This window comes from Enterococcus sp. 4E1_DIV0656 (genome assembly GCF_002140695.1).
Lineage (GTDB): Bacteria > Bacillota > Bacilli > Lactobacillales > Enterococcaceae > Enterococcus_D > Enterococcus_D entomosocium.
This window is the reverse complement of sequence record NZ_NGLF01000001.1, coordinates 1,844,263-1,870,074: the sequence shown is the minus strand read 5'-3', so window position 1 is coordinate 1,870,074 and position 25,812 is coordinate 1,844,263. Positions and strand designations below refer to the sequence as shown.

Here is a 25,812-nt window from a genome sequence, read left to right as displayed (position 1 = left end):
CTATTTCATTCAACGTTATTTTAATTCGCGAATAAAAACAGGATTTTTTTTACAAACAAACCCACTTTTTGAAAATCAAGACTGTTATTTGAATAACATTTCTTTCCTGATCCCCTTTTTCAAAAATCGATACTAAAATCACCCATTTATCATTCCTTTTTTACACACGGGATTCTGTGAAAAAAGTTTTTTCAAAAAGAATGCTTCTTTTACCAGTGTGATCGACGCTATGATGAAATCCTGTTACATCGCTTCCAACTGGATACGAATTTTTTGATAGAGAAGTCCCTCACTTCTACCGAAAGAAATATTTTCACAATGTATTTCATACGAAAGTTTATAATACCAAGGAGAAAACCAAGAATTTGCATAAGTTTGTGAAATTATGCTATACTAAAAAAAAGGAAGAGGTGACCGAGTATGAAAACAAAGACGAAAGAAAAAGTTTATGCTGAACGACAACATAACTACAAAACGAAAAAAGAAGAGATTTTCAAAAAAGCCCTAGATTCCGTACCGACCACAGACAAGAAAAAAGAAGAACAGAAAAAGAAAGCGTAGAATCCTGCGTTTTCTTTTTTTGTTGATCTGTAAAAAGACGAGGCTTCGCCGAAGGGTGGCGAGTCTCGTCTTTATTGTAATCGAAAAAAAAGCAGGCTATGATACTTTCTATCTCAACCATTGTCAATTCACCTTGAAAATCACCGAATGACTACCATCAATGCAATAAAGGGAAACTCTTCCTCAAAAGAAGCGACAGTTTCTTATTCCAACGGGTCTTAAACACAATATTTAGTAGGCGAAAACACGTTCCTACAATATATTGTGGATAAACCTGTTGAAACTGTGCATAACTAAAAAGCCTGCGATTTTTTTGCAGACTTTTTAGTTATTGACATGCTTGAATTAATCTAGAGATAAATAATAGCTCACATTATCTGGTAACGGTTTAAAGCCATTCTTTTTGTAAAAATCCGCTGCGGGCATACTTTCTTCGGTATCTAACAGGATCGTTGGAATCTCTTTCTTGAGCAGATCCTCTTTGATCATTTCTAAGAAAGTGGAACCCAAGCCCTTTCCTTGGTGCGTGCCTGTAATTAAAAAGGTGTCGACCACATACTCTTTTCCTTGATACCAGGGCTTGATAAAGCCCAATGAAAGACCAATCAATTCATTCGATGCTCGGTTTGTTAGTCGATAACCAATAAAAGTATTCATTGCCATCATTGATGATACATAGTCGGTGATTTGCGGCACTGTCAATTGGTCATTCCATGGTTCTGCTGAAAATACAGCAATATAGTGGTCCACGACTTCTGCTAAATCTGCCGTTGTTAATTCACGCATGCTTACGTTCTTTTCCATCCTATCTCCTGCTTCCCTTTCTATTTCGGTCGAGCCTATACTCGAAGAATCCACTAATTTTTGTGCGTGTATCAATCATCGATTCGTTTTGCATAGCCATTGCCATAACTGATATAACGGCGCTTTTGGTTGACGGCCATTTTTTTATGAATCTCTGCTTCAAGATCAATGGAAAGGATTTCTGCTAACCCAAGAAGATAAATCGCCACATCCGCCAATTCTTCTCCTACCTCTTGTTGCTTCCGATAGGCATCAAAGGCCTCCCCTATTTCACCATATAAAGCCAAAAACTCTTTTTCAATATTGGTGACATTGAATTGGTGATCGATTTTGTTTTGATAAATCGCTTTTTGCATTTCTGATAGTTTCATAGTCGCTCCTTTTGGGATAGTATACCATTTAATTAAAATTCAAAATAGAAACTTAGTAAAAAAATCACCTCAAAAAATAGTGACCCCAAAACGTTAGAATTTTGATCTAACTTTTGTAGGTCACTATAATATAGGATTCCCTTTTTTTATTCTGCCCGCTCCAATTCAGCAGATTTGATTGCAACCCGTTGAGCGATTTTTAGAAATGGAAAATAGATTGCTACACAGACGACGATGATGATCACCTGAACCAAAACAACTTTGAAATCCCCTTTTGATGCCAATAATGCACTAAGAATTGGCGGTGTCGTCCAAGGAACCATGACTGAAAGTGGCTCAATGAATCCTACTGCGGTCGCAAAGTAGCCAATCAACGTCGCAACAATTGGACTTGCAACGAAGGGAATGATCATTGGTAAATTGAAGACGATCGGTAAACCAAAGATGATTGGCTCGTTGATATTAAAAATACCCGGAGCTAGGGATAGATTGACGACATCCCGAAAAGGTTGGTAATTGCGGACGAATAAGAGCACTGCAATGATCAAACTGATCGTAAATCCAGTCCCGCCTAGTTGTGCGAAAACCGTCACAAATGCTGAATTTAAAATATTGGGTGGCGTAGCACCGTCCTGCACAGCCTGCATGTTCTCATTCATATTGACTAACAGCAACGGATCTAACAAGGTGCCATTGATGACGGTTTGGTGAATGCCTAAAGTAAACAGAAAGTTGCCCGTTGAATAGATGATCAAGAAACCAAAAATCGATGTGTTCAATAAACGCAGTGGTTCTTGGATCACTGTTGAAATGATTTGAATCAGGTCGGTATCAAATGCTGCTAGCACGGTCGCAACTACGGCAAAGAAGGAAATCACTAAAATAGCAGGGATCAACGTACTGAAGGATTTGCTGACAGCAGGAGGAACTTGATCCCCTAAATTGATTTCTAAGTGCTTGTTTTCTGATAGCCGAATAAATAATTCCGTGGCAACTAGCCCACAAATGATTCCAGAAAACATCCCTTTGGTCCCGACATCATCAAACAGCATCACACCACTGATGGTCACTTCTGCTTGGGCGCCTTCCGGCATCACGGCATGAGCCATCGCCAACATGACCACTAAGCAAGTCGTTGCCACAAAGGTTGCATTGATGGCGCTCGGATTATTTTTGTTGCGACAAAGGAAGTAGGCGATCATCGGAGCAATCAGCAAACCGGCGATATTCAATGTTCCATTGGTGATGGAATTGCCAAACACTTGCATTCGCGCCAAGGCAGCCCCTTCTAAGAACCACGGAAAGAAGACATTATTAAACAACACAGCGATCCCTGCGATAATAAAGGCAGGCATTAAGGTCGCAAACGCATCACGAAGACTTTTGAGATGAACCTGATTGCCGAGACGGACCGAAAACTCTGTAAATTTATCTAAAAACGTGCGCTTTTCTGCTGCCATTTTCTGTTCCTCCTATTCTGCATATGGGTTTGTATAGATCGTACTACCATTCGTTTTGATCACTTCTTTGAACCATTCATACGATTTTTTCGGCACACGTTTCATATCTCGCAACTCATGATTGCCACGATTGACATACACAAGTCCGTATCGTTTCTCCATATCACCTTGAGAGCTCAAAATGTCGATCAGTCCCCAGCCAAGATAACCAAGACAGACCACTCCATCTTCCACCATCGCTGCAAACATCGCTCGAATATGCTCTTGATGGTAGGCAATCCGGTAATCATCTTGAATCGGTTCGTTGCCATTCCAATGCTCTCTGACACCAATTCCGTTTTCAATCGGAAACACTGGCAACCGGTACCGCTGATAGACTTTATTTAAGACATCACGGAAGCCGAGCGGATCAATTTGCCAATTCCATTCCGTCGTTTCAATATACGGATTGTCTTGTTTTCCAAAAGTCATGTACCGATTTGGCGGCGTTCCTTCAGGGATTTTTTCAGCGTTCAAGGTAGAAGAAGCATAATAGCTAAAGGCAATGTAATCATTTTTCTGCGCTGCGATCGCTTCTAATTCCCCAGGTAAAATATTCATATTGAGTTGATGATTTTTCACGTATCGGTCTTGTGCTGCCGAATACTTGCCGTGCGCATAGCAATCTAATAAAGTAAAATTCGCAAATTCATCAAACTCTCTTGCTGCTTTGATGTCTTGTGGACGACAAGTCGCTGGATACGCTTCAGAATACGCCAGCATGCCGCCAATCTTCGCATTTGTTGTTTCATGAAGATAGTTACAGATCTCTGCATGGCAAACCATGACATTGTGGAAAATTTGATACAATTCTTCTGTTGTTTCTTCCCCTTCTAAATAGCCGCTGATCTTAAAACCATGGTCTTGGTGGAAAAGATTTTGTTCGTTAAAGGTTAACCAATAATGGACTTTATCCGCAAAACGATCCACCATTTCTTTTCCAAAGCGAATGAATGCGTCCTTCACTTCTTTACTGATGAACCCGTTATAGGTTTTCGCTAGATGCAGGGGCATATCAAAATGGTACAAACAAATCATAGGTTCGATTCCTCTAGCTAACAGATCATCAATAAAACGATCGTAATAGGCGATCCCTTCTTCATTAAAGGCACCATCTCCATCGTGAACGACCCTTGACCAAGAAATTTGAAAACGATACATGTTCATCCCCAAATCTTGCATATAATCAAAATCTTCTGTATACGCATGATAGTTATCATTTGCTACATGCCAATCGCTAGCCCGTTCCGAAGCTTCCCGTATATCATAAACGGATAAGCTTTTACCACCTTCATTCCATCCACCTTCTGTCTGCATACTGCTGACACTGTTTCCCCAATAAAATGTCGTCATATTGATTCCTCCATCATTTGTATTCGCTTACAAAACCTATTATAATTAGGTGAAATCGGCATGTAAATTTTTCGAGAACACATGTAAAGCTTTTTCTGTACATATGAATTTCAGTTGATTCTTTAATGATATACCTTGTTTTTATCCCCTTCAAACAAAACTCAAGTCCATGAATTACTTTACATAAGGAGTGATGACTATGACAAAATACAAAGAGATCGTTGATCAGTTGCGGACGAATATTTATGAAGGTGTTTTTCCAGCTTTATCAAAGCTACCGGAACAAACGGCGTTAGCCAAACGATTTCAAACCTCGCGAATGACGATCCAAAAAGCGCTAAATCAACTGAAGCAAGAAGGCCTGATTTCCACCAAAAGAGGTCATGGCACCTATGTCAATTCAGCGACCTACCAAGGACAGATCAATGAGTATATCGGTCTAGTCAACCGATATGGCGGGCGGCATAAAGTGCAAAGTAAAATCATTAGTTTCAATGTTCGTTTCCCAGAAGCCAACGAAATGGATTACTTGTCCTTGCGAGAAAACGAACCTGTTTATGATATCGTACGACTGCGCTATGTTGATAACGAACCCTTTGAATTGGAGTACACGATCATGCCCATCAAAACCATTCCCGATATTGATATGGCGATCCTTGAACACTCGATCTATCGATATATCACTGATTCCTTACACCTCAAAATAGGCCCCGCCATACGTAAAATCCGTGCCGACAAAGCGGATTCCTATGATATCAAATATTTAGAAGTTGATCCCAATGATCCGATCTTAGAATTAGAACAAGTTGCTCGTCTCTCCGACGGACGGCCCTTCGAATTTTCACAAACTCGTTATCCTTACCAAAATCGTGAGATTTACTATCTTTCTGAACCTTAATGGCAAAAAAACAAGTCTGAAGAAAACTCAGACTTGTTTTTATTGTCTAGGAAAGGTGAACTCGTTAAGATTCTTCGTTTTTTTTCGCCGTTCGCTCGGGACTGACCCAAACGCCGCTACCGTAGCCAAGGATGGTTTTGACGGCTGGAATAAAGGTAGTGACGATCGTTATGGCATTAATCATCCAGTAAAACAGCATGTAAAAAGGGGCAAAGCGGAAATACTTCAGCTTGCTGCGGTTGTCATCCGCCAAAAGGCTGGTAAATAGCTGCATGACCCCTGCAATCATCTCAAAACAAACAAAGAGAAAGGCCATCGTAAACATATGGTAGATCCGCTCGTAATTCCCAGTTGCCCCATAATAAATCAGATAAAAAACAAACAAAGCCGAAGACAACCAGAAAAAGAATGACCAGATAATACTTAAGGACTGATCCACAAACATGGCGGTTCGTCCGATATTTTCAAAAGGGTGTAAGAAAACTTTTTTAAAATTGGTCAACCACACTTCCGTTCCGCCTTTCGCCCAACGTTTCCGTTGCCGATAGAGCATCTTGAGTGTTTCTGGCACCTCCATGAAAAACATCACTCGTGACGCAAACAATGACAACCAACCATGGAATTGGTGGTCCCAGGCAATACTGATATCTTCCGTGGCACGATTTTGTCGAAAGAGACCAACGTCCATCAATGCGGCTCTACGATACATTGTGTTGGCACCGCTATAGGCATAGATGACGCCGAAAACGGCTTGCTGGGTTCGTTTGATAATTCCTACGATACTTGAAAATTCAACGGTTTGCGATTTCCCGACGATCGTTGTGCGATTTTGAACGTCCATATTCGCCGTAATGGCAGAGATATTGATGGAATCTTGGCGGATGAAATAATTGACATATTTCCACAATGCATCAGGTTCAGGGACCGTATCTGCGTCGTTGCTCAAAATCAATTCCCCTTTAGCAAACCCTACACCAATATTAAAGGCATGGGCTTTCCCTTGGTTTTTTTCGATACGCAAAACCCTTAGATTCGGGTACTGTTCCATCAATCGATCTAGTATCACAGGAGTTTGATCCGTTGAGCCATCATCCGTCACCAACACCTCATAGTTGCTGTAGTTTAGATTGTTCATTAAATAATGAATCGTGTCTTCAATTACGACTTCTTCATTGTGAGCCGGTACCATAATGGTGATCATCGGCTCGATTTCTTCGGGGATCGGTATCCACTCTAACTGACGATAGCGGAACAAAAAACGATTGCAGATCACCCCGATGAACCAAGCAAAGCCGCCTAAAATGGGATACGTGAACAGAATCATTAAAACAACCGTTAAAAATGTATCCAACCACGGGAACCCAGTATCAAAATTGACAACCATCAGCCCACCCCATTTCTACGGAAAAGTTCTTGGATCTCCGTTTCTCCAATGTTTTGCTCAGGAGTAACGGCATAGTACTTGGCAGCGTGACGCTCTTCTTTCGTTCCGAAGCGTTCTTCGTAAAAAGCTTCTAATACTTCTTTGCGTTTTTCTAAGGCAACTTCGTCATGCATCGATTGCTTTTGCAACAATCTTTTGAAACGCCGGTTGTTCCTCAAGGTCAACAAAGTAAATGTCAGAACCAAGACCAAAAAAGAAATTCCTAGGAACAACGCCAAAAAATCAAAAGTCACTGCTTCTTCCAGATATGTCCGAAAGGCGATCCGATCCGCTAGATTCGGTAAAGTCAGCGGGATGGCCAGCCAGACAAACGGAACCAAGACCATCAGCCAAGCAAGAATCGTCAAAATCGTTTGGCGGGTCTTCAAAGCAGAACGACCTTTTTGAAAATACGCATCGGTGACCAACCGTTCTTTGACTTCTTCCCGTGTCACTCGTTGTTTCATTTTACTCACTCCTTAAAAAGTATTTTTTGCTGTGAAGAAAAAGAAGCAACAAAAGCAAGTCGTCTTTTGATGGACCTGCTTCGTTCTTCTTTTTGACCTACTTGGATTTCTTGCCAACTTTCAACGCATTGAACAGCGTGTGAAATTGGCCTTTAAAGGACATCACTTGCTCAAACACATCTTCCCCATCATTCAGCATCTTGACAGTCACCCAGCCTAATGCTTCGGTGATACCACTAGCCACACTGGCATTGATCGCAGCTCCAGCAACGGTGCCTACTGCTGGGACAAATTTCAAGATATTGCCAACGGCACTGCGTCCAAAACTCACCACCACTAACTCTTTCGAGATACTCTTCGCTAACCCTTCACGCCACGTTCGCCCAAAAATGCGATACAAACGTGCCATCATCGTCATTTGAACCGGCACAAGTAACACTGCATCTGAAAAAGGAATCGGTGAACAGCCGATGATCGCCGCCGTCAAAGAAGCCGCATGGATCGTGCGGTGGGCTTTTTTCCGCGTTTCATCATCTACGCCAACCAAAAACTCCTCAAACACCTGATCAAATTGATCCTTGCTTTTCGCTAACACTTTTTCCGCCTGGGCTTTTGATCCGTCATAGCCTTTCATCACAAGGGCAGCCGATTTTTTCGGCATTCGCTTCATGACATCCGCAAAAAAAGAAGTAAACTCCGCTTCTTCTTGCAGCTCTTCTCTCGTTTGACTTTGCTCGACTTGAACGGACTGTTCCGTTAATAATTCATTTTCGTTTTGCTTCTTTTTGCGTTTTATCCATGGTTTTTTCAAAGAAATGTCTCCTTCTTTCGACTCGTTGTTCATTTAAAAAATCAAAGTGAGCCATGATTTTGTTCCTCTTTCTATTTTAGCTCAGGTTTTTCAAGATAGCGAAAATGTAGCTTGAGAGAGCTTACACTTGATGAAAAATGCAAATTTGCATCTTTAGATTATTTATTTATATTATCGTTTTTTTATGCTATGATACACAAAAGGAGTGGATCAAATGAAAAAGAAATTGAATTGGAAAGTCCTTTTTTATTTAGGCTTATTGACTTACTTTCTTTTAAGCGGTATCTTCGCATTCTTTGGGGTCGAAATACCGTTTCTTTATAAACGTTGATCTTCACGTTTTCTCAGAACAATATCATTCAACCCTTTGCTCTATGCTAAGACAATCCATCATTCTAACATCCATATAATCTAATTAGAAAAGGTGATTTTCTTGTCCATTTTATTTGATTTATTGCAGCTACTTGCCGTTATCTGTATCGCGTATTTATTGTTCACAAAAAACCATTTCCTCAAGCAATTAACCGCTGTTCAGAAAATGGTCTTTCTCGTCTTATGTGTTTCTGTGCTCCTACCGGCTCTTTATGAATTTATTACTGGGTTTGCCCAGGGATTTTGGGAACGGTTGTAATTCACGGTTCCTTAGAAAACACGCTGCCTTTACAAGACAAATAGATAGCTCATATCTACCAGTCCTTTCTCCTTTTATTCAAGCAATGAACCAATTCTTTGGTGCTTAGAATACTAAGAAGAGAGGTTTTTTGTCTTTTACTGTGTTAAAGTATTTTTTGATCGTACAAAAAAAGAACCCCTCAAAAGAGGAGTTCTCAAGGCTTGCTTACATCATGCCGCCCATACCCATTGATGGGTCCATTGCAGGAGCTGCTGGCGCTGCTGGTTCTGGTTTGTCGGCAACGACTGCTTCAGTTGTTAACAATAATGCGGCAACAGAAGCTGCGTTTTGTAATGCAGAACGCGTTACTTTTGTTGGGTCAACGATCCCAGCTTCTAGCATGTTTACCCATTCGCCAGTTGCTGCATTGAAACCAACACCTAAGTCAGCGTTTTTCAATTTGTCGATGATGACTGAACCTTCGTAGCCTGCATTTTCAGCAATTTGACGAACGGGTTCTTCTAATGCACGTAAAACGATTTTGACACCTGTTGCTGCATCGCCATCTGTTTCGATTTCTGCAACTTTGTTGATGACATTGACTAAGGCAGTTCCACCACCAGAGACCATGCCTTCTTCAACAGCGGCACGTGTTGCGTTCAATGCATCTTCAATACGTAATTTCAACTCTTTCAATTCAGTTTCAGTTGGTGCCCCAACTTTGATCACTGCAACTCCACCAGCAAGTTTTGCTAAGCGTTCTTGTAGTTTTTCACGGTCAAAGTCAGAAGTTGTATCAGCGATTTGGTTTTTGATCAATTGAACGCGTGCGTCAATTGCTTCTTTTTCACCAGCACCTTCAACGATCGTTGTGTTGTCTTTATCCACAACCACTTTGCTTGCTTGACCTAAGTTATCGATGGTTGCATCTTTCAACTCAAGACCTAAGTCTTCAGTGATCACTGTACCACCAGTTAAGATCGCAATGTCTTCTAGCATTGCTTTACGACGGTCACCAAATCCTGGTGCTTTCACTGCGACAACGTTGAATGTTCCACGGATTTTGTTCAAGACAAGTGTTGGTAATGCTTCGCCATCAACGTCATCAGCGATGATCAATAATGGTTTTGATTGTTGTAAGATTTGTTCTAACAATGGCAAGATATCTTGGATGTTAGAGATTTTTTTGTCAGTGATCAAGATGTATGGATTTTCTAACGCTGCTTCCATTTTATCGTTGTCAGTTACCATGTATTGTGATAAGTACCCACGATCAAATTGCATTCCTTCCACAACATCTAATTCTGTTTCGATCCCTTTTGATTCTTCAATAGTGATAACACCGTCATTGCCGACTTTTTCCATTGCATCAGCGATATATTGACCAACTTTTTCACTACCAGAAGAAACAGCACCAACTTGTGCGATTGCTTCTTTTGAATCAACGATTGATGAAATGTTGTGTAGCTCTTCTACAGCCACTTTTGTTGCCATTTCGATCCCACGACGAATACCTAATGGGTTCGCACCAGCGGTGACATTTTTCAATCCTTCACGAACGATTGCTTGTGTCAATAACGTAGCAGTCGTTGTTCCGTCACCAGCGATATCGTTTGTTTTTGAAGCGACTTCAGAAACAAGTTTTGCGCCCATGTTTTCAAAATGATCTTCTAATTCGATTTCTTTAGCGATCGTTACACCGTCATTTGTAATCAATGGTGAACCGTAAGATTTTTCTAAAACCACGTTACGACCTTTAGGACCTAAGGTTACTTTTACTGTATCTGCTAATTTATCTACCCCACGAAGCATTGCTGCGCGTGCGTCTTCTGCAAATTTGATTTCTTTTGCCATGATTTCATCACCTCAAGTATTTTTTATTTTTCTTATTCTACTACTGCAATGATATCTTTTGCAGCAACGATCAAATATTCTGTTCCTTCATATTTCACTTCTGTGCCAGCGTATTTTTCAAACATTACTTGTTCGCCAACGTTGACAGCAACAGGAGCTTTTTCACCGTTTTCGAGCGTGCGTCCTTCGCCGACTGCAATAACGGTACCCGTTTGTGGTTTTTCTTTTGCTGCTGATGCAAGCACGATTCCGCCTACAGTTTTTTCTTCTTCTTTTGCGACTTCGATAATCACACGATCACCTAATGGTCTTAACACGATAAATCCCTCCAATGAATGTTATAGAATTTAGCATTAGCACTCTCTTGTATCGAGTGCTAACTTACAGTTTCAATATTACTCATTTTCCCAAATTTTTGCAAGCCTTTTGCTAAATTTTTTTTGCATTTCTATTTGATTGATAAAAATAGTAGGATTTTTTGTTTCTAGAAGCAACCTAGTCTATAATGAAGCAAAGGAGTGTGAGGAAACAACTATGTCTTTATCAAAATATTCTTTGTCCACGATTCTTACTTACGGCATCGTCTTTTTTCTACCGATCGCCTTCATCCCTAGCGGACATCAAGTGGCCGCAACAACGATTGGTTATTTAGTTGGTGCTGCGATCATGTTTTTCTTGTATTTCAAACAAACGGAACCGTTATCGTTTGAACACAAAAGATCAAAAATTTCATCGATTCTTATTTATGGACTGACAGGTATTATTGCAGCGATCTTGTTGCAAAATCTAGCCATTTTTATCGAATCGCTTTTCGGTGAAGTCAGTGCTTCGCAAAATACCGAAAATATCATTGCTATTGTGCTGCAAAACCCACTGTTCGCCCTCGCGGCAATGGTTGGTGGACCAATTATGGAAGAATTTGTCTTCCGCAGAGCCTTAGTTGGCATCATTGGGAAATACAGCAATGTTTGGGTCGGTGTAGTGGTCAGCGCTGTAGCCTTTGCCTTTGCCCATAATGACAATCATCTCTTAGTCTATATTTTCTTAGGACTGTTCTTTTCTGGGCTTTATGCCTTGACCGGCAGCATTTGGACTTCCATGATTACCCATGTGGGAATGAACACTTTAGTTATTATTATTCAGTTGTTGCTTCATTACGGCTATATCCAAATGCCCTAAAGAAAAAAACGCTACGCAGAAATTTTGCGTAACGTTTTTTTTCTTTATACCTTCATGCCATTGGACGCAATCACTTGCTGATACCATGCAAATGAATCTTTCTTCCGACGATCAAGGGTCCCATTTCCTTCATTGTCTTTGTCCACATAGATCACACCGTAGCGTTTCTTCATTTCCCCTGTACCAGCAGAAACCAAGTCAATGATGCCCCACGGTGTATAACCCAATAAGTCGACGCCATCATAAGCTACTGCTTCTTTCATCATTTCGATATGGGCTTTCAGGTAATCAATACGGTAGTCATCATGGATCTGCCCATCCTCTTCCACTGTATCTACGGCACCAAAGCCATTTTCTACAATGAAGAGCGGCAATTCGTAGCGTTCGTTGAACCAATTCATGGCATAGCGTAAGCCCTCGGGATCAATCTGCCAGCCCCATTCGGAAGCATCAACATAGGGATTATCCACCAGATCTTGGCTCTCATCATAGTCATAGGTTGGATCATTTTCCTTACCTTTGATCGCAAAAGACATATAGTAACTAAAGCCGATGTAGTCAACACAACCTTTTGCCAAAATTGCTTCATCTTCAGGGGTGATATCTAAATCAAATTGTTTTCTCTCAAAATAGCTGCGCATATATCTCGGATAGTGTCCACGGGCATGCACATCTGAAAACCAATAGCGGCGCTGCATGGCCACCGTGGCTGCCATCATGTCTTTGGGATTGCAAGAATACGGATAGATTGGACACATCGCGATCATCGATCCGATTTGAAACGCAGGATTGATTGCATGCCCTAGCGCCACCACTTTCGCACTAGCAACGAGTTCGTAATGGGCTGCTTGGTACATGATTTTTTCTCGGTCTTCTCCTTCGGTAAAGAACAGACCGGAATTGGTAAACGGCGCAAAATCTTCTTTGTAGTTTGCTTGATTGTTGATTTCATTGAAAGTCATCCAATACTTCACTTTCTTTTGATAGCGCGTAAAACAAACTTCTGCAAAGCGGACAAACAAATCGATCAACTTACGGTTACGCCAACCTCCGTATTCGGTAACTAAATGATAGGGCATTTCAAAGTGAGAAAGGGTAATAACCGGCTCAATGCCATAGCGTAAACACTCATCGAATAATTGATCATAAAAGGCCAAGCCTTCCTCATTTGGCTCGCGTTCATCACCTTTTGGAAAAATACGGGTCCAGGCAATCGATGTTCGGAAGCACTTCAACCCTAATTCGGCAAAAAGCTTGATGTCTTCAGGATACCGATGATAAAAATCGATCGCTTCATGATTGGGATAGCTTTCGCCCGGTTGGATACCTTCCGTGATTCGGCGAGAAATTCCGTTGCCTCCTACAGTCATGACATCAGCGACACTCACGCCTTTTCCACCCGCACGATAGCCGCCTTCCAATTGGTGAGCAGCGACTGCGCCACCCCATAAAAAATCGTTTCTAAGTTTATTCATTTCTGTTCAACCTGCTTCCTTGGTATTAAACGATCTCTGTTTCTTGTTTATAGTTCAAACTATCGACCTTACGAATGAAAGGATAGTAAATAAAGAAGCCGATTGCTAAAACAACAAATTGTAAAATAGCGGTCCGGATGCCCCCTACTAGAAATCCTGAAATGATCGGCGGGGTCGTCCACGGAACTTGCACAGCAGTAAATAACGGTACGATACCGGTATAAAGTGCAAAATACGTGATCACGCCTGAAACCATCGGTGTCAAAATAAATGGTAAGACCATGATTGGGTTCATGACGATCGGTGTCGCAAAAATAATTGGTTCATTGATATTAAAGAATGCTGGGATCAGGGAGAGACGTCCTAATTGTTTGAACTGCGCTGAACGGGCAAAAGCAACCATGTATAGCACGATGCCAATTGTCATTCCTGCACCAGTTACCGTCATAAATTGATCTAAAAACTGTTGGGTCACGATGTGTCCCCCATTTTCCAATGTCAATGCTTTACCAGATTCAAGAATAGCCGTATTTGCTAATGAATTGGCTTGTAAAATCGGCCCCATGATGCCGCCCACGATCGTCGAACCATGAACCCCGAAGAACCACAAGAATGGTACTAAGAAGCCTAGCATCATTGCACCGCCAAGAGAATCCGTCACACCTTGCATTGGACTTTGAATCACGGTGTAGATCCATTCGACCACGGTTGTCTGAAAGACTTTATCAAAGAAAACATAAATGCCTAATGCGATGGTCGTCAAAACAGCTGCCGGAATCAACGCTGTAAATGAGTTTGCAACATTGGTGGGTACTTGTTCTGGCAGTTTGATCCGGATGTCGCGTTTTAAGAACCAAGTATAGCCCCAACCCACAAAAAGCCCTACTAAGATGGCACTGATCATGCCTTGTCCACCAGTCCATGTTTTATCAATGACATTTGCGATGGTCACATTTGCTTCAGCATCCGTTACACTTGACTCCATAGTTAATAAGAAAATAACTAAACCAATCATTCCTGCTGGGAGTCCTTCGTAACCTTCTGCTTTTACATACGAATAGGCGATACCCATTACGGCGAAAAAAGCCATAATTGCAAAAGAGGCGCCATAGGCTTGGTTGAAGTATTCACCTAAGCCACTATTCGTTACCCAATCCGCAATCGACTGGACGGGAAAGTTTGCTAATAGCAGGAAAATCGATCCTACGATTGAAAAGGGCATCGTATAAAGCATACCGTTTCTTAATGCAGTGATTGCTTTCGTATTAACAAATTTTAATATTGGGGGTAATAATTTCTCATTGATCCATTCGTTCATCTCACATCACTCCTAAAATAAAATTCCATCCACCGGCCAGTGAATTCGCTTACAAATAAATCTTAATGGATAATATTCCCCTTGCCTATAGCTTTTCTAAGTTATGAAACATGTTCCAACAAAAAAAACAGCCGAAGCTGTTTTTTTACGATCGCTTAGATTTGCTTGTAGACTTGATGGGCTAAAAGTTCGATCAGTGTAATCACCGGGACTTGCGTTGTCAGGTTCAAATCGACTTCTTTTCCGCCACTTACGACGGGCATATAATACGATATATTGTAGTCCGCCATTTGGGCGATCGTCGATTTTTCATCATTGGTGATGCTGAGTACTTTTGCTCCATAGCGTTTGAAGTCTTCCGTTTGCTTGATCATTTGAATGGTTTCACCCGACACCGATAAAATGATCGCTAACGTATTTTCCATTCCACGAGACGGTACTGGCAAAAAGGGATCAACGATGCTATAAGCATTAATGCCTAAGTTGGCAAAATAGCGACTGCCATAGGTGCCCAGAATGCCGCTTGTGCCGATACCGGAAAACGCCACATGGCGTGCGGAAAGAATCAATTCTACTGCCGGTTGGATAAACTTACGGTAATCTTCATTATTGACTTTTTTTAAGAATGTATTGACTTGAATCGTTGCATCATAGAAAAGATCAAACGCTCGTGCGTCTTGTTCCTTTTTTTGACAGATTGCATACTTTAACTCTGAATATCCACGATAGCCCAATTTCGTGATACATCGTAAAATCGTCGACGTTGAGACGTGGCATGCAGCTGACAATTCGCGAATCGTCAGCTGATCGATCTCTTCAAAATGCTGGACAATGTATTTATAAACTGCCATTTCAAGCTCGTTCAAAGTCTTGATTTTTTCTTCATCAAACATCCCACTGCCTCCACCCAACAAATTCATCGCTCTGATGATCGATTAGATCGCAAATAATTCCGTCGCTTTGTCAGGATCGGTATCAAAGACTTCAAACGTTTCTCCAACACCTAGATCATGTTCTTTCATGGTGTTGACCATCGTTAAGTGCGCCAACTCTTTCAGGTTGTTTTCTTTACTTAAATGACCAAGATAGACCCGTTTGGTGTTGTCGGTCAAGATATCCGTCATGACAAGTGCGCCATCTTCATTCGATAAGTGACCGCGATCTCCAAGAATCCGCTGCTTGAGACTCCATGGATAAGGACCCATTCGCAACATTTCTAGGTCATGGTTGCTTTCCACAAGGTACGCATCGGCGCCTTTGATAATGCCTCGCACATGATCGCTGCAATAACCGGTATCCGTCAACATCACGAATGATTTGCCGTCTTTATGGAAACGATAAAATTGCGGCGCTGCAGCATCGTGAGAGACGCCAAAGCTTTCAATGTCCAAGTCACCCAAGGTCAGCACTTTTCCCATTTCAAAGATATGTTTTTGTTCGACAGCGACGTTACCGATCATTGGATCCATCGCTTGCCATGTTTTTGTATTCGCATAGACATCAAGTTTGTATTTTCGTGCCAGTACTCCAACACCGTGGATGTGGTCCCGATGTTCGTGGGTCACAAGAATGGCGTCCAAGTCTTCTGGTTTGCGCCCTACTTCATCCAATAATGAAGTGATCTTCTTGCCGCTCAAACCGGCATCCACTAAGATCCGCTTTTTATTGCTTTCGATATAGAGCGAATTCCCTGAGCTTCCGCTGGCTAGAATACTTACTTGAAAGGCATTTTCCTTCATCATGGTTTACGTGACTTCCTCTCTGGTTGTTTCAACGAGTTCCATTATACCCGCTTTTTTATGGATTTTCTACCTTTTGAACGGCATTATTCGTGATGATCCGATTGCTGAAGGCATTGACCGTTTCGATTTGAATGGTGTCATCGCCATCTAATTGGAAAGCAATAAACCATGCAGGAATATACACGTTTTTTTCCCTAACCTTCAAAATCATCGTATAGGCTAATTCCGTCCAGAGAATTTTCGAGTGACTTGGCAGCTTGTTGTTCAGATAAAGCGTATTTACTGCTTCTTTTTCTGAATAGACCGTCATCTTTTCCCTTAGAGGCGTAATATTGGAGATATGTGTTTGCGTATAACGGGCAATCTGCAGTAGATCATCCGTTTGTTCTAAGGTGATATCGATCCGACTTGAGCTGTCATTGAAAGGAATGCCTTCATACGACTGGACCGCCACCACCGTCGGATGATTGGCGTTCAAGACAGAGAGGTTTTCCAAATAGTCATATTCATCCCCAAACAGGACTTGGTCTTTACGTTGCAAGAAACCATTGACGGTTTCTTCCGTTTGAGAATCATCACTGATATAAAAGCCATTGGTTGAGACATGGATCAACTGCTGCCCTTTGACCGTCGACCCTCTTTTGAACTGAGTATTGAGTTGCGGATTTCGTAGTTCTGCCTCAAAATCCGTCTGTTCACCGCTCAAATAATAGCCACTCAAGACCTCGTCTGATAATTCACCAGAATACCGAATGTCCTCAGAATCGAGTCGTTGTTCGATAGGAATCGTTTGGTTTGATTGTGAAACCATCTGATGCTCGCTGCGAGCCTCACTATAAACATTGAATAAAAAGACATTCAGACCAAGAAAAGCGAGGAAAAAAATCCATTCGATTCGTTTAAAATCCAATTAATTCTCCTCCGTTTCTGCTAATTTTGTCATTAATGCATCATAGCTAATCCAAGACGAGTCATAATTGACATACCAAGCAGGTGTCAAATCAACCAGTGGTGCATCTTTGATCTCCCCCCATTGATAGCCGACGATGATCTGTTGCAACAGCTCTGGGTCAGCCCCTGCCGCAATCAAATCATTTTTGACTGACAAACTAGAAGGCAATTCAATCTCCGTTTCAGAAGGAATCGGCACTTGAATTGCGTTCAAGCTGGCAGAAATCGTCATTTCACGACTGCCGGTCTGACCACTTTCTGAAAAAGCGACACTGATCACCCCTTGGCCGCCAGTACTAAAGACTGGATAGCCTTCGACGAAAACCCGATAATCCAAGTGTTTGTCTTGTTGATCAAAATAGCGGATCGTCCCAAAGTTATTGCCTAGACGAATAATGTAATCCGCACTCAACATTGCCAGATCCATTTCATCGGAACCGTCTGTGGTGGTTTCAAACTTGACTTGCTGCTGATCTTGCAAGACCGTCATGTTTTGCCCACCTTCATAATAGTAGGTATCGACACTTTCGTCATTGATCTTGACATTTTTAGGATTGCTGAAAAAGGCTTCTCGGAACAAACTCTGAGACTGTGTCGAAGAATAGTAGCTGTATTTTTTTAGCTTGATCGAATCCTGCGTATAGTATTGATTGCTGGATCGTTCTTGATCAGTCCTCATTGCCGTCCATTCCCGAGGATTGTCTGCTAGTAAGTGTTTTACTTGGCTTTTATCCCAGTCGATCTTGCCTCGAACTACTCGTTGATGGGTAAAGTCAACAAATTGGATCGTATTTTCTTCGAGATCAAACTGGATGCGAGAAAACGGAAAATCCTCTGTTTCACTTTCGTCCTCTAAGGACAGTTCTTTATCAAAGGTTTTCTCGTAATCTTTCAAGTAAAACGTCGTATAGTAGTTTAAGGATATTCCTTGATCGACCTCTTGGGCTTTCGAAAAAGCCTGTTCTTCACCATAGGTTCGCAGGGTCAAATCACTGATCGTTGCCTCGTTGATCACCTCTTGGATCTCTCGAATCACCGCTTCAGAGTTGGTTTCTTTGATATCCTCTTCGTCATTCCATGTCAGATATAGGGGCAAAAACAAATCACTTTTTTGTTTGTAGGTTTGAACCGAAGGATTGACGCCAGTATCTGTTTCGGTGCTGGCATTGTTGAACCCGGTCGGATTTAGCCAAATCATATAGGAGAAATAAAAACTCAAGGCGATCATCACGATCAAACCTGCTCGAATGATTTTTTCTGAGATTCTCATACCCACCAATCCTCCTCATACGGTTCATAAGGCAACATGATGTAAAATGTTGACCCGCGATTTTCTCGACTTTCCGCCCAAATCGCACCGCCATGAGCTTTGATGACTTCACGTGAGATCGCCAACCCTAAGCCGGTGCCTCCTTGTTGGCGGGCTCGAGCTTTATCGACTCGATAAAAACGATCAAAGATCTTCGTGAGATCTTTTTTCGGAATTCCTAGTCCTTGGTCATTGATGCTAAGGACGATGTTATTATGAGTCTCCATCAATTTCACCGTAATAATCCCACCATCTGGCGAATATTTGATGGCATTATTCATGATGTTGTCGATCACTTGGATCATTTTGTCCGTATCGACTTCCACCCACAATTCTCGTTTGGTGAACTCCCGACGAATCAAATATTTTTTGCTTTCATTCGTCACCATCATGTCAAAACGATCCAACACGAAATTAACCATTTCATTGAAATTGATGTATTCCAACTGCAGTTGCGAATTGCCGCTATCCATCCGCGACAGACTCAACAGGTCATTGATCATGCGAATCATTCGATCCGTTTCATCCAAAGTCACTTTCAAAAAGTTCGGCGCAATTTCTGGATCTTTCCAAGCACCCTCACTCAGCGCTTCGATGTAACTACGCATACTCGTTAGAGGTGTTCGCAACTCATGGGAAACGTTGGAGACAAATTCTCGCCGTTCCTGCTCATTTTTTTCTTGTTCCGTGACATCGTGCATTACCGCAACTAGACCGGAAATGAACCCGGACTCTCGACGGATCATGGAGAAATCAATGCGCAAGATCAGATTTGTTCCCGTCAAATCATTGCTAGGACGTTCCAAAAGCATGTCTTCAGGATTTTCCAAAAGCTTTCGTAACGTGTATTCTTCATCGATTTCCAATAACGTCAAAATCGACTGCCCGATCGCTTCTTCGTTTGTGACATTCAACAAGGACATCGCCATCTCATTGATGGTAATGACTTTGCCTCGTCGGTCGGTGGCAACAACGCCGTCTGTCATGTGGGATAAGACACTATCCAAGCGATTTCGCTCGGACTCCATCGCCTCTTGAGTCTCTTCGATTCGTTCTCCTAGTTGATTGAAGGTTTCCGCCAATTGTCCCAATTCATCTTTCCCATGAATCGCGACCTTGCGGCTATAATCTCCTTTAGCGATGCGAATCGCTTGTTCCCGCATCTCTCCAATTGGTTGGGTAATCGAACGAGAGACCAATAGTGCCACAATGATCGAAATCACTGCCGCTATCAGCGAGGCGGTAACAAAAATGACCGCCGTCGTACTGACTTCATTGTACTTTGACTCTAGATTGCTCCGTAAATAAAGGGTTCCTAAAACGGTATCCCCTGTCGGTGATTGGATCGACTGGACGATATTGAACACCCGCTGACCGCTGGATTCATCATAAAGGACTTCACTGCGGTTCGTATCGTAATCACGGTAATCATTTTTTTCTCCCACCGAGCCACGATCATTGATATTGGTGGTTGCACGAATAATCCCTTGCTCATCCACCACCCGCATCTCCAAAATTTCTGAAGAGTTGGTACTCGTTAAGATTCGATTCAGGGAAGCATTCATGGAATCCCAATCCAACCCGTCATCATTATCCATGCGACTCAATTCAGAGCCTAATGTCACCACTAACGTGCTGGCCCGTGCCTCCATGTCGCGTTTGAAGGCATCGACCGTTGTTCTTTCCAATTCGCGAATAAAATACGCCCCGATAATCTGGATCGCAATCAATAAGATCAAGATAAAAGTCAGGGCGATTTTGAAGTTCACCGATTGAAAAAAGCGAACCTTATTTTTCATAGCTTATTCCTGTTCTGGGTTCCGCAAGTAATAGCCCACTCCGCGACGAGTAACCAAATAGTTTGGATGGCTCGGGCTGTCTTCGATTTTTTCACGCAAACGGCGCACCGTCACGTCAACGGTTCGAACATCACCAAAGTAGTCATAGCCCCAGACAGTTTGCAATAAATGTTCTCGGGTCATCACTTGACCAAGATGTTTTGCCAAGTAGTGCATCAATTCAAACTCCCGGTGCGTCAATTCGATGGCTGCACCATTTTTAGTGACCATGTAGGCATCCGGATGAATTGTTAAATCACCAATCGTTAATTCGCTGTTGGCATTGTCGTCTGCTTCCTTCGCAGCTGCCGAGCCGCGACGCAGATTGGCTTTGACGCGGGCCACCAATTCCCGGTTTGAAAATGGTTTGGTTACATAATCGTCCGCACCAAGCTCAAGGCCTAGTACTTTATCGATTTCAGAATCTTTGGCTGTGACCATGATGATCGGCATGTCATGGGTTTTGCGCACTTCCCGTGCAACTTCCAATCCATCCATTTTTGGTAGCATCAAATCAAGCAAAATCAGATCAGGATCGACCTCGGCTACTTTTTCTAATGCCTCTTCTCCATCATAGGCGGTATATACTTCATATCCTTCTTTGGTTAAATTAAATTTGACGATATCAGAAATTGGTTTCTCATCGTCCACTACTAGGATCTTTTTCAAAAATGTCACCTCAATTTTTTTTGGTTTCTTACTTATTATACATTATTTAAACAGGCTTTTCATCTTTCCCAAAAACCGCCGCCTCATTCTTAAGGAAAGCACAAAAAAAGAAAGGCACGGGGCCTTTCTTTTTTACTCTTCTAAGAGTTGAATACCGATCCCTAACAACCCAGGACCCGTATGGACAACTAACGCGGGAGAGATTTGCCCAAATAAGATTTCTTTGACCTTAGGAAATTCGGCTTCTAATCGTGCTTTCATTTCTTTGGCTTCTTGCAGTGCATCACCTTGCGCCACAGCTAAACGCACATGGCGATGATCACCGATGAATTGCTTGATCAAGTCAACGGTTTTGTCCAAGCTTTTCTTCCGTCCACGAGATTTTGCGACCGTATAGTAGATCCCTTCTTCATTACAAGAGATAATTGGATTCAATTTCAAGGCATTGCCTAAGATGGATGCGACCAGACCGATGCGGCCGCCTTTTTGTAAATACTCTAAGGTAGCTACGTTGAAAAAGACTTTGTTTTTCGGCACTTCATTCGTTAATTGTGCCCGCAGTTCTTCCCAAGTCACGCCTTTTTCTAACAGTTCTGCTGCACGAATCGCTTGCAGCCCTGCACCGATTCCGATATTTTTCGTATCAAGCACGAAAACCTCAAGATCCGTCCGTTGTTCACCTAACAGGCGAACAACATTAAACGTTCCACTCAATCCGCTGGAGATGGTTACAGCAAAGACTTTTTCATACCCATCGGCTTTGATCCGATCAAAGATTTCCCCGATCGCCGCGCCATCAGGTAATGAAGTACTAGGAATCTCTTGCGGCAAACGTTCGTAAATTTCTTCGGCAGTAATATCAACTTTATCGGTATAGGTCCGATCCTTGTAAATAATTTGCAATGGCAGCATATACATGCCGTATTGCTCCATGATCTGTGCGGGAACATCGGTACCTGAATCAACTAATAGGGCAATTTTCTCTTTATTCATGGGCTTCTCCTTTATGTGTTTCTAAATAAATGACTTCTAATTCGATTGTTTTTTCTGCCAATAGTTTGTTGGCAAAGGAACGCGTTGCACCTTTCATGGCCACTAATTCAATCGGGATTGGTTCCGATGCCATTTGCTCGGGCTCTCCCATTGCTTCTTTGCCAACAAGATGGATTGCTTTTTCTTGTTCTTCACAAAATACATTATAGGCATTTCTGATTCCGACAGCTTTCCCTTGAAAAAGGATGCCTGTCTTTATTTCTGGAATCGTCAACACTTGCTTCAGCATCGTGATCGCGATCAAAAATGCGAGATGCTTTTGGTTGTAGCGTTTTTTCTCTGGTGCGGGGATCATCCCTTTTTTGACATAATTATTGACCATAGAAGAGGTCAATAGCGGATGTTTTTCTGTTTGGATCACCGGTGATAAGTATTGGTCAATCAAAGTGATTACCTGATCCATATACAGTTCCAGGGTTGGCAACTCTTCCCATCTCGGCAGATGGAATTTCAGCAATGAATTGCCCCAATTTTTCATGTCTGCTTGTAATTTTTTCATGTCATCCTCCATTTTGACGAACAGAAGGTTAGATTATCACAAACTAATCATCTAGTTTCGATAACTAGATACATTTTATCACGGTTTTCTGAGTTTTTAAAGCAATCTGATCAATCTTTTAAGAATTTCCTATCATTTGAAATTGGGGAACGAATGGTGTTTTTTTAAGATAACCCCTGTTTTCCAACTGAAAAAAGCGCACATTTTTTTCAAAAGAATGATTGATTTTTAAACACCGGAGTGCTAAGATAATGAAGTACTTTTGGTACGGGCCGTTAGCTCAGTTGGTAGAGCAGCTGACTCTTAATCAGCGGGTCGCGGGTTCGAGCCCCTCACGGCCCATTGGGTGCCAAACCCACGGAACAGGTAAATGTTGGTGCGAAAGCATTTCGAAAACATTTATGCTGTTCCATTTTTTTTGTTTATTATTATCACCTTGCGAATAAAGGGATTTTTTTTGATAAGAGGATTTCTTATTTGAAGAGGTCTGTGTAAAACTTCAAAAACTTTTGAGCGATGAAGAAGGCATCTCAATACGATTCTCTCCCTTACTCAAACGATGACTCATTTACCGATCACGAAACGAGTATTCTACAGATTTAAATCATTTGAGAACATGAGAATTAGAATCATTTTGATCAATCAACTAATCAAAGTAAGCTAACAAAAAATCTGAGCCAGAATGCTATTTATTCTGACCCAGATTTGATTTTGTACGACTCATCAGTCCTTATTGACAAAGAGTCGAAATAGTTTAGCATATTATATCCCACGTTCATAGTGTGACCAAACAGAGAGAATCGTGATCGTTTTACTCTCTTCTTCCACGCTGTATACCAACCTGTGTTTGATATTGAGACGTCTTGAACAGTAAGGTAATCCTGTTAATTTTTCGTAAGGCGGCGGTGTTTGAAAAGGATTTTCCTTAATGACTTTGATCAGTTCATCAAACTTACTAGTTAGATTGATACTCTTCAATTTAGACAAATCTTTGCGAGCATTCTTTTTGATCTTTACATTCTATCCCAATCAATTTCACCTAAGTCTTCACTTTCTTCATTCTCAAAGTGTTTGATCCGATCAAGTACACCCACATTTTGTAAGTTGAGCGTTTCTTGTAAGGAGTTCCAATCGCTCTTACTAATCATGATGACGCTTTCTTCCTCTTTTGTACTCGCAATTTCTACAGGTTGACTGTCAGCCACAACATGCTTAATGATTCCATAAAGGTTTTTTCTTGCATTCGTTGGTGTAATTACTTTCATGTTTTCTCCTCCTTCTATTTAAAAATCTTAAGCATATTATAACGTACGTAAATAAAGAGGAAGAATATATTTAATTTTTCTTACAAGTCTTCAAGTCTTGTAGTAATCGTTTTTTGAGCCTTAACTTGTGGTTTCGATTGCTCAAAGTGCTTACTGTTTGCCGTCCTATTTACCAAATGGGCGGTTTCTTGTATTGATTCTTGGTCTTTAACAGCTGTCATAGTCATTTTGTCTTCAGCGGATTGCTTTTTGATCCGTTTATTAATCGAAGAATGCAACAAGAAAAGAAATTGCCAATCACTGTTTTGCTTCTAGTATGACTGTCCTTTGTGTCCTGCATAGTAATAAGACTAAATGTATTGAAAAGGAGTAAAAACATTTTGATGCTACTTCATTTATTCTTTTGCTCAATCACTACTTCATCTTCATTTATCGGTTCTTCGAATCCTGAAAAAAACCGTTGAAGGATTTCTTCTGTAATAGGAAAAGCGGAATTTGCAGTCTGGACTTTATTTCTGATCGCTAATCGTTTTCGTAAAGTATCATAATCAGCTTTTAGATAGATTACTTTAATCGTCACATCATATGCTGCCAGTAGTTCTCTATAAGCGTCTCGGTGACTTTTAGCCCAAAAACTAGAATCGACAACTACGTTTTTTCCTTCTTGAACAGCCCTTACTGTAAGCTCTTTCAATTTAACTGAAGATAATGACGAAACTTTTGCATATTTTTCCGAAGGGTAATCAACACCATAAACGCCATAGTCTTCCCAAATTAATTCATCTATTGCTAATCTTACATAACCTTCTTGCTCTTTTTGTTTTGAGTAAGTGGTTTTGCCTGCACCACTAACGCCACACATCAAAAGTACCTCAACCATTATTCTCCTCCTACCTTTTCTGATCAATAAACAAAGAGAACGAAAAAACCTTATTTGTAATCAACGCTCGTGTTTTAGACCACTGTTCGCCACCCACATCTGATGATACAATGATAACATTGTTTTTATGAACAACAAGCAGATTGGGAAACAATCGCAAGAAAAATAGTAAGTAAAACCATATATTAGAGAATAGAAGCGTTAGCCACTTAAGCTAACGGATAAATCAAATTTTTGTCCATTTCCACTCTACTATAAAAAAATTATTTTCTACAAAAAATAGGAACGCAAGCCAAAATACGAAAGAAACATCATGGCTAAAACTTATGTATGTAATGGTATCTTTATTCCTATTATTCCAATTTTAAAATAAAATAAGCCACCACTCCAAACTATGATAGAAAAACAAGAATAGACTCTTGAATAGAACTTGAATGCAAAACTACCTCCAAAATCAACGCAAGAGTCTATCTGTATAGATAAAGATCTTTATGTGCAAGTTCTTTTGCACCAATAAAGATCCTTAGAATCAAACAAATCAGAATGCTTTCAAATCAAATGTGATAGTGTCATTGTTCTTTAAAATCAACGCTTGTGCCCCTTTATCGGTCATTTCGTCATTGACGGTATAGACCCAAAATAGATTGGCTTTTTGATCTTGGCTGATGCCGTTGATCGAGGTGATAAAGCCATCTTTTTCTTTGATCGTAAAGTTTTCTTTCATTACTTCCAGCAGCGACTCATTTTCTCGGAACGTTACTTCTTTTGAGGTCACATCTTCTTGATTTTGGATGACGATCGTAGCTGTTCCTTGTTCTTGCTTCAAGGAACTTTGCTGCGTGCTTTCTGACGTTACACTTGCCTGTTGACATCCTGTAGCGACGAGTAATGTGCTCACTAGCATAAATACGACAAATACTTTTTTCATCTATTTCTTCCTCTCCAATAGTCAAAATACTAATCGTTTTTCTATCCAATAT

The 25,812-nt window shown here is 41.2% G+C and carries 26 protein-coding genes and 1 tRNA gene; 4 read left to right on the top strand and 23 right to left on the bottom strand.

Going from position 1 to position 25,812, the window contains the following annotated elements; genetic code table 11:
* The first annotated feature begins 420 nt into the window (after window positions 1-420).
* Entirely contained in the window at window positions 421-561 is a 141-nt protein-coding gene (locus tag A5882_RS19790; protein WP_005237363.1) for a hypothetical protein, read from the top strand.
* 345 nt (window positions 562-906) lie between these two features.
* Here the strand turns inward: A5882_RS19790 and A5882_RS08780 are convergent, their stop codons facing one another.
* The 4 genes from A5882_RS08780 to A5882_RS08765 all read right to left on the bottom strand — a co-directional run bounded on the left by A5882_RS08780 (window position 907) and on the right by A5882_RS08765 (window position 4,588).
* Window positions 907-1,365, bottom strand: a complete 459-nt coding sequence (locus A5882_RS08780) for an N-acetyltransferase (protein ID WP_008377253.1) — start codon at window positions 1,363-1,365, stop codon at window positions 907-909.
* Window positions 1,366-1,436: 71 nt separating this feature from the next.
* Window positions 1,437-1,736, bottom strand: coding sequence for a MazG-like family protein (locus A5882_RS08775; RefSeq protein ID WP_005237365.1), 300 nt, complete (start codon window positions 1,734-1,736; stop codon window positions 1,437-1,439).
* Window positions 1,737-1,882: 146 nt separating this feature from the next.
* Entirely contained in the window at window positions 1,883-3,196 is a 1,314-nt protein-coding gene (locus A5882_RS08770) for a PTS sugar transporter subunit IIC (RefSeq protein ID WP_086299174.1), read from the bottom strand.
* Between the two features lie 12 nt (window positions 3,197-3,208).
* Window positions 3,209-4,588, bottom strand: coding sequence for a glycoside hydrolase family 1 protein (locus tag A5882_RS08765; protein WP_086372671.1), 1,380 nt, complete (start codon window positions 4,586-4,588; stop codon window positions 3,209-3,211).
* A 199-nt stretch (window positions 4,589-4,787) separates the two neighbouring features.
* Here A5882_RS08765 and A5882_RS08760 point away from each other — a divergent pair, with 199 nt between their 5' ends.
* Complete coding sequence (locus A5882_RS08760; protein ID WP_034868333.1) at window positions 4,788-5,486, top strand: GntR family transcriptional regulator; 699 nt, start codon at window positions 4,788-4,790, stop codon at window positions 5,484-5,486.
* A gap of 64 nt (window positions 5,487-5,550) precedes the next feature.
* Here the strand turns inward: A5882_RS08760 and A5882_RS08755 are convergent, their stop codons facing one another.
* From A5882_RS08755 to groES, 5 genes are all read right to left on the bottom strand, one after another.
* Entirely contained in the window at window positions 5,551-6,870 is a 1,320-nt protein-coding gene (locus tag A5882_RS08755) for a glycosyltransferase (RefSeq protein ID WP_005237369.1), read from the bottom strand.
* Window positions 6,870-7,376, bottom strand: coding sequence for a hypothetical protein (locus A5882_RS08750; RefSeq protein WP_005237370.1), 507 nt, complete (start codon window positions 7,374-7,376; stop codon window positions 6,870-6,872). The genes A5882_RS08755 and A5882_RS08750 overlap by 1 nt, the downstream gene beginning before the upstream one ends.
* Window positions 7,377-7,473: 97 nt before the next feature.
* On the bottom strand, window positions 7,474-8,220 hold the full coding sequence (locus A5882_RS08745; protein ID WP_005225303.1) for a YcjF family protein: 747 nt from the start codon (window positions 8,218-8,220) through the stop codon (window positions 7,474-7,476).
* 805 nt (window positions 8,221-9,025) lie between these two features.
* A complete protein-coding gene (gene groL / locus A5882_RS08735; protein ID WP_005237384.1) occupies window positions 9,026-10,654 on the bottom strand; it encodes a chaperonin GroEL in 1,629 nt (542 codons plus the stop codon).
* 32 nt (window positions 10,655-10,686) lie between these two features.
* Window positions 10,687-10,971 (bottom strand): co-chaperone GroES, encoded by a 285-nt coding sequence (gene groES, locus A5882_RS08730; RefSeq protein WP_005225291.1) that lies wholly within the window; start codon window positions 10,969-10,971, stop codon window positions 10,687-10,689.
* 217 nt (window positions 10,972-11,188) lie between these two features.
* Between groES and A5882_RS08725 the strand changes: the two genes are divergently transcribed.
* Window positions 11,189-11,833, top strand: coding sequence for a CPBP family intramembrane glutamic endopeptidase (locus A5882_RS08725; RefSeq protein ID WP_008377239.1), 645 nt, complete (start codon window positions 11,189-11,191; stop codon window positions 11,831-11,833).
* Between the two features lie 44 nt (window positions 11,834-11,877).
* On the opposite strand, the gene A5882_RS08720 is transcribed toward A5882_RS08725, so the two are convergent.
* From A5882_RS08720 to A5882_RS08675, 10 genes are all read right to left on the bottom strand, one after another.
* On the bottom strand, window positions 11,878-13,308 hold the full coding sequence (locus tag A5882_RS08720) for a 6-phospho-beta-glucosidase (protein ID WP_086299172.1): 1,431 nt from the start codon (window positions 13,306-13,308) through the stop codon (window positions 11,878-11,880).
* 25 nt (window positions 13,309-13,333) lie between these two features.
* Window positions 13,334-14,626, bottom strand: coding sequence for a PTS sugar transporter subunit IIC (locus A5882_RS08715; RefSeq protein ID WP_005237388.1), 1,293 nt, complete (start codon window positions 14,624-14,626; stop codon window positions 13,334-13,336).
* Between the two features lie 155 nt (window positions 14,627-14,781).
* A complete protein-coding gene (locus A5882_RS08710; protein ID WP_008377233.1) occupies window positions 14,782-15,519 on the bottom strand; it encodes a MurR/RpiR family transcriptional regulator in 738 nt (245 codons plus the stop codon).
* Between the two features lie 42 nt (window positions 15,520-15,561).
* A complete protein-coding gene (locus A5882_RS08705; protein ID WP_005237390.1) occupies window positions 15,562-16,368 on the bottom strand; it encodes an MBL fold metallo-hydrolase in 807 nt (268 codons plus the stop codon).
* Between the two features lie 55 nt (window positions 16,369-16,423).
* Window positions 16,424-17,278 (bottom strand): two-component system regulatory protein YycI, encoded by an 855-nt coding sequence (locus tag A5882_RS08700; RefSeq protein WP_005237391.1) that lies wholly within the window; start codon window positions 17,276-17,278, stop codon window positions 16,424-16,426.
* Window positions 17,279-18,589 carry a YycH family regulatory protein gene (locus A5882_RS08695; RefSeq protein ID WP_086372670.1) on the bottom strand — a complete coding sequence of 437 codons (1,311 nt, stop codon included), beginning with the start codon at window positions 18,587-18,589 and terminating at the stop codon, window positions 17,279-17,281. It abuts the gene before it with no gap.
* On the bottom strand, window positions 18,586-20,427 hold the full coding sequence (gene walK / locus A5882_RS08690) for a cell wall metabolism sensor histidine kinase WalK (RefSeq protein WP_008377228.1): 1,842 nt from the start codon (window positions 20,425-20,427) through the stop codon (window positions 18,586-18,588). Before walK ends, A5882_RS08695 begins: the two co-directional genes overlap by 4 nt.
* 3 nt (window positions 20,428-20,430) lie before the next feature.
* The gene (gene yycF / locus A5882_RS08685) at window positions 20,431-21,135 is read right to left on the bottom strand and encodes a response regulator YycF (protein ID WP_010747607.1); all 705 of its coding nucleotides are present in this window, start codon (window positions 21,133-21,135) and stop codon (window positions 20,431-20,433) included.
* A 132-nt stretch (window positions 21,136-21,267) separates the two neighbouring features.
* A complete protein-coding gene (locus A5882_RS08680; RefSeq protein ID WP_005225280.1) occupies window positions 21,268-22,128 on the bottom strand; it encodes a DegV family protein in 861 nt (286 codons plus the stop codon).
* Window positions 22,121-22,687, bottom strand: coding sequence for a DUF1836 domain-containing protein (locus A5882_RS08675; protein WP_008377223.1), 567 nt, complete (start codon window positions 22,685-22,687; stop codon window positions 22,121-22,123). Before A5882_RS08675 ends, A5882_RS08680 begins: the two co-directional genes overlap by 8 nt.
* Before the next feature lie 269 nt (window positions 22,688-22,956).
* Between A5882_RS08675 and A5882_RS08670 the strand changes: the two genes are divergently transcribed.
* Window positions 22,957-23,029, top strand: a tRNA-Lys gene (locus A5882_RS08670).
* A 420-nt stretch (window positions 23,030-23,449) separates the two neighbouring features.
* Here A5882_RS08670 and A5882_RS08665 read toward each other — a convergent pair.
* From A5882_RS08665 to A5882_RS08645, 4 genes are all read right to left on the bottom strand, one after another.
* Window positions 23,450-23,665, bottom strand: a complete 216-nt coding sequence (locus A5882_RS08665) for a Txe/YoeB family addiction module toxin (RefSeq protein WP_236919532.1) — start codon at window positions 23,663-23,665, stop codon at window positions 23,450-23,452.
* A 35-nt stretch (window positions 23,666-23,700) separates the two neighbouring features.
* Window positions 23,701-23,952 (bottom strand): type II toxin-antitoxin system Phd/YefM family antitoxin, encoded by a 252-nt coding sequence (locus tag A5882_RS08660; RefSeq protein WP_086372669.1) that lies wholly within the window; start codon window positions 23,950-23,952, stop codon window positions 23,701-23,703.
* A gap of 391 nt (window positions 23,953-24,343) precedes the next feature.
* Window positions 24,344-24,832 carry an ATP-binding protein gene (locus A5882_RS08650; RefSeq protein ID WP_005237399.1) on the bottom strand — a complete coding sequence of 163 codons (489 nt, stop codon included), beginning with the start codon at window positions 24,830-24,832 and terminating at the stop codon, window positions 24,344-24,346.
* 538 nt (window positions 24,833-25,370) lie between these two features.
* On the bottom strand, window positions 25,371-25,760 hold the full coding sequence (locus A5882_RS08645; protein ID WP_008377219.1) for a DUF4430 domain-containing protein: 390 nt from the start codon (window positions 25,758-25,760) through the stop codon (window positions 25,371-25,373).
* Between the last annotated feature and the right edge of the window lie 52 nt (window positions 25,761-25,812).

What these genes read in the sequence shown, in the direction of transcription:
- A5882_RS19790 (WP_005237363.1), top strand. Translation starts at nt 421, where the DNA reads ATGAAAACAAAGACGAAAGAAAAAGTTTATGCTGAACGACAACATAAC.
- A5882_RS08780 (WP_008377253.1), bottom strand. Translation starts at nt 1,365, where the DNA reads ATGGAAAAGAACGTAAGCATGCGTGAATTAACAACGGCAGATTTAGCA.
- A5882_RS08775 (WP_005237365.1), bottom strand. Translation starts at nt 1,736, where the DNA reads ATGAAACTATCAGAAATGCAAAAAGCGATTTATCAAAACAAAATCGAT.
- A5882_RS08770 (WP_086299174.1), bottom strand. Translation starts at nt 3,196, where the DNA reads ATGGCAGCAGAAAAGCGCACGTTTTTAGATAAATTTACAGAGTTTTCG.
- A5882_RS08765 (WP_086372671.1), bottom strand. Translation starts at nt 4,588, where the DNA reads ATGACGACATTTTATTGGGGAAACAGTGTCAGCAGTATGCAGACAGAA.
- A5882_RS08760 (WP_034868333.1), top strand. Translation starts at nt 4,788, where the DNA reads ATGACAAAATACAAAGAGATCGTTGATCAGTTGCGGACGAATATTTAT.
- A5882_RS08755 (WP_005237369.1), bottom strand. Translation starts at nt 6,870, where the DNA reads ATGGTTGTCAATTTTGATACTGGGTTCCCGTGGTTGGATACATTTTTA.
- A5882_RS08750 (WP_005237370.1), bottom strand. Translation starts at nt 7,376, where the DNA reads ATGAAACAACGAGTGACACGGGAAGAAGTCAAAGAACGGTTGGTCACC.
- A5882_RS08745 (WP_005225303.1), bottom strand. Translation starts at nt 8,220, where the DNA reads ATGAACAACGAGTCGAAAGAAGGAGACATTTCTTTGAAAAAACCATGG.
- groL (WP_005237384.1), bottom strand. Translation starts at nt 10,654, where the DNA reads ATGGCAAAAGAAATCAAATTTGCAGAAGACGCACGCGCAGCAATGCTT.
- A5882_RS08725 (WP_008377239.1), top strand. Translation starts at nt 11,189, where the DNA reads ATGTCTTTATCAAAATATTCTTTGTCCACGATTCTTACTTACGGCATC.
- A5882_RS08720 (WP_086299172.1), bottom strand. Translation starts at nt 13,308, where the DNA reads ATGAATAAACTTAGAAACGATTTTTTATGGGGTGGCGCAGTCGCTGCT.
- A5882_RS08715 (WP_005237388.1), bottom strand. Translation starts at nt 14,626, where the DNA reads ATGAACGAATGGATCAATGAGAAATTATTACCCCCAATATTAAAATTT.
- A5882_RS08710 (WP_008377233.1), bottom strand. Translation starts at nt 15,519, where the DNA reads ATGTTTGATGAAGAAAAAATCAAGACTTTGAACGAGCTTGAAATGGCA.
- A5882_RS08705 (WP_005237390.1), bottom strand. Translation starts at nt 16,368, where the DNA reads ATGATGAAGGAAAATGCCTTTCAAGTAAGTATTCTAGCCAGCGGAAGC.
- A5882_RS08695 (WP_086372670.1), bottom strand. Translation starts at nt 18,589, where the DNA reads ATGAGAATCTCAGAAAAAATCATTCGAGCAGGTTTGATCGTGATGATC.
- walK (WP_008377228.1), bottom strand. Translation starts at nt 20,427, where the DNA reads ATGAAAAATAAGGTTCGCTTTTTTCAATCGGTGAACTTCAAAATCGCC.
- A5882_RS08680 (WP_005225280.1), bottom strand. Translation starts at nt 22,128, where the DNA reads ATGAATAAAGAGAAAATTGCCCTATTAGTTGATTCAGGTACCGATGTT.
- A5882_RS08675 (WP_008377223.1), bottom strand. Translation starts at nt 22,687, where the DNA reads ATGAAAAAATTACAAGCAGACATGAAAAATTGGGGCAATTCATTGCTG.
- A5882_RS08660 (WP_086372669.1), bottom strand. Translation starts at nt 23,952, where the DNA reads ATGAAAGTAATTACACCAACGAATGCAAGAAAAAACCTTTATGGAATC.
- A5882_RS08650 (WP_005237399.1), bottom strand. Translation starts at nt 24,832, where the DNA reads ATGGTTGAGGTACTTTTGATGTGTGGCGTTAGTGGTGCAGGCAAAACC.
- A5882_RS08645 (WP_008377219.1), bottom strand. Translation starts at nt 25,760, where the DNA reads ATGAAAAAAGTATTTGTCGTATTTATGCTAGTGAGCACATTACTCGTC.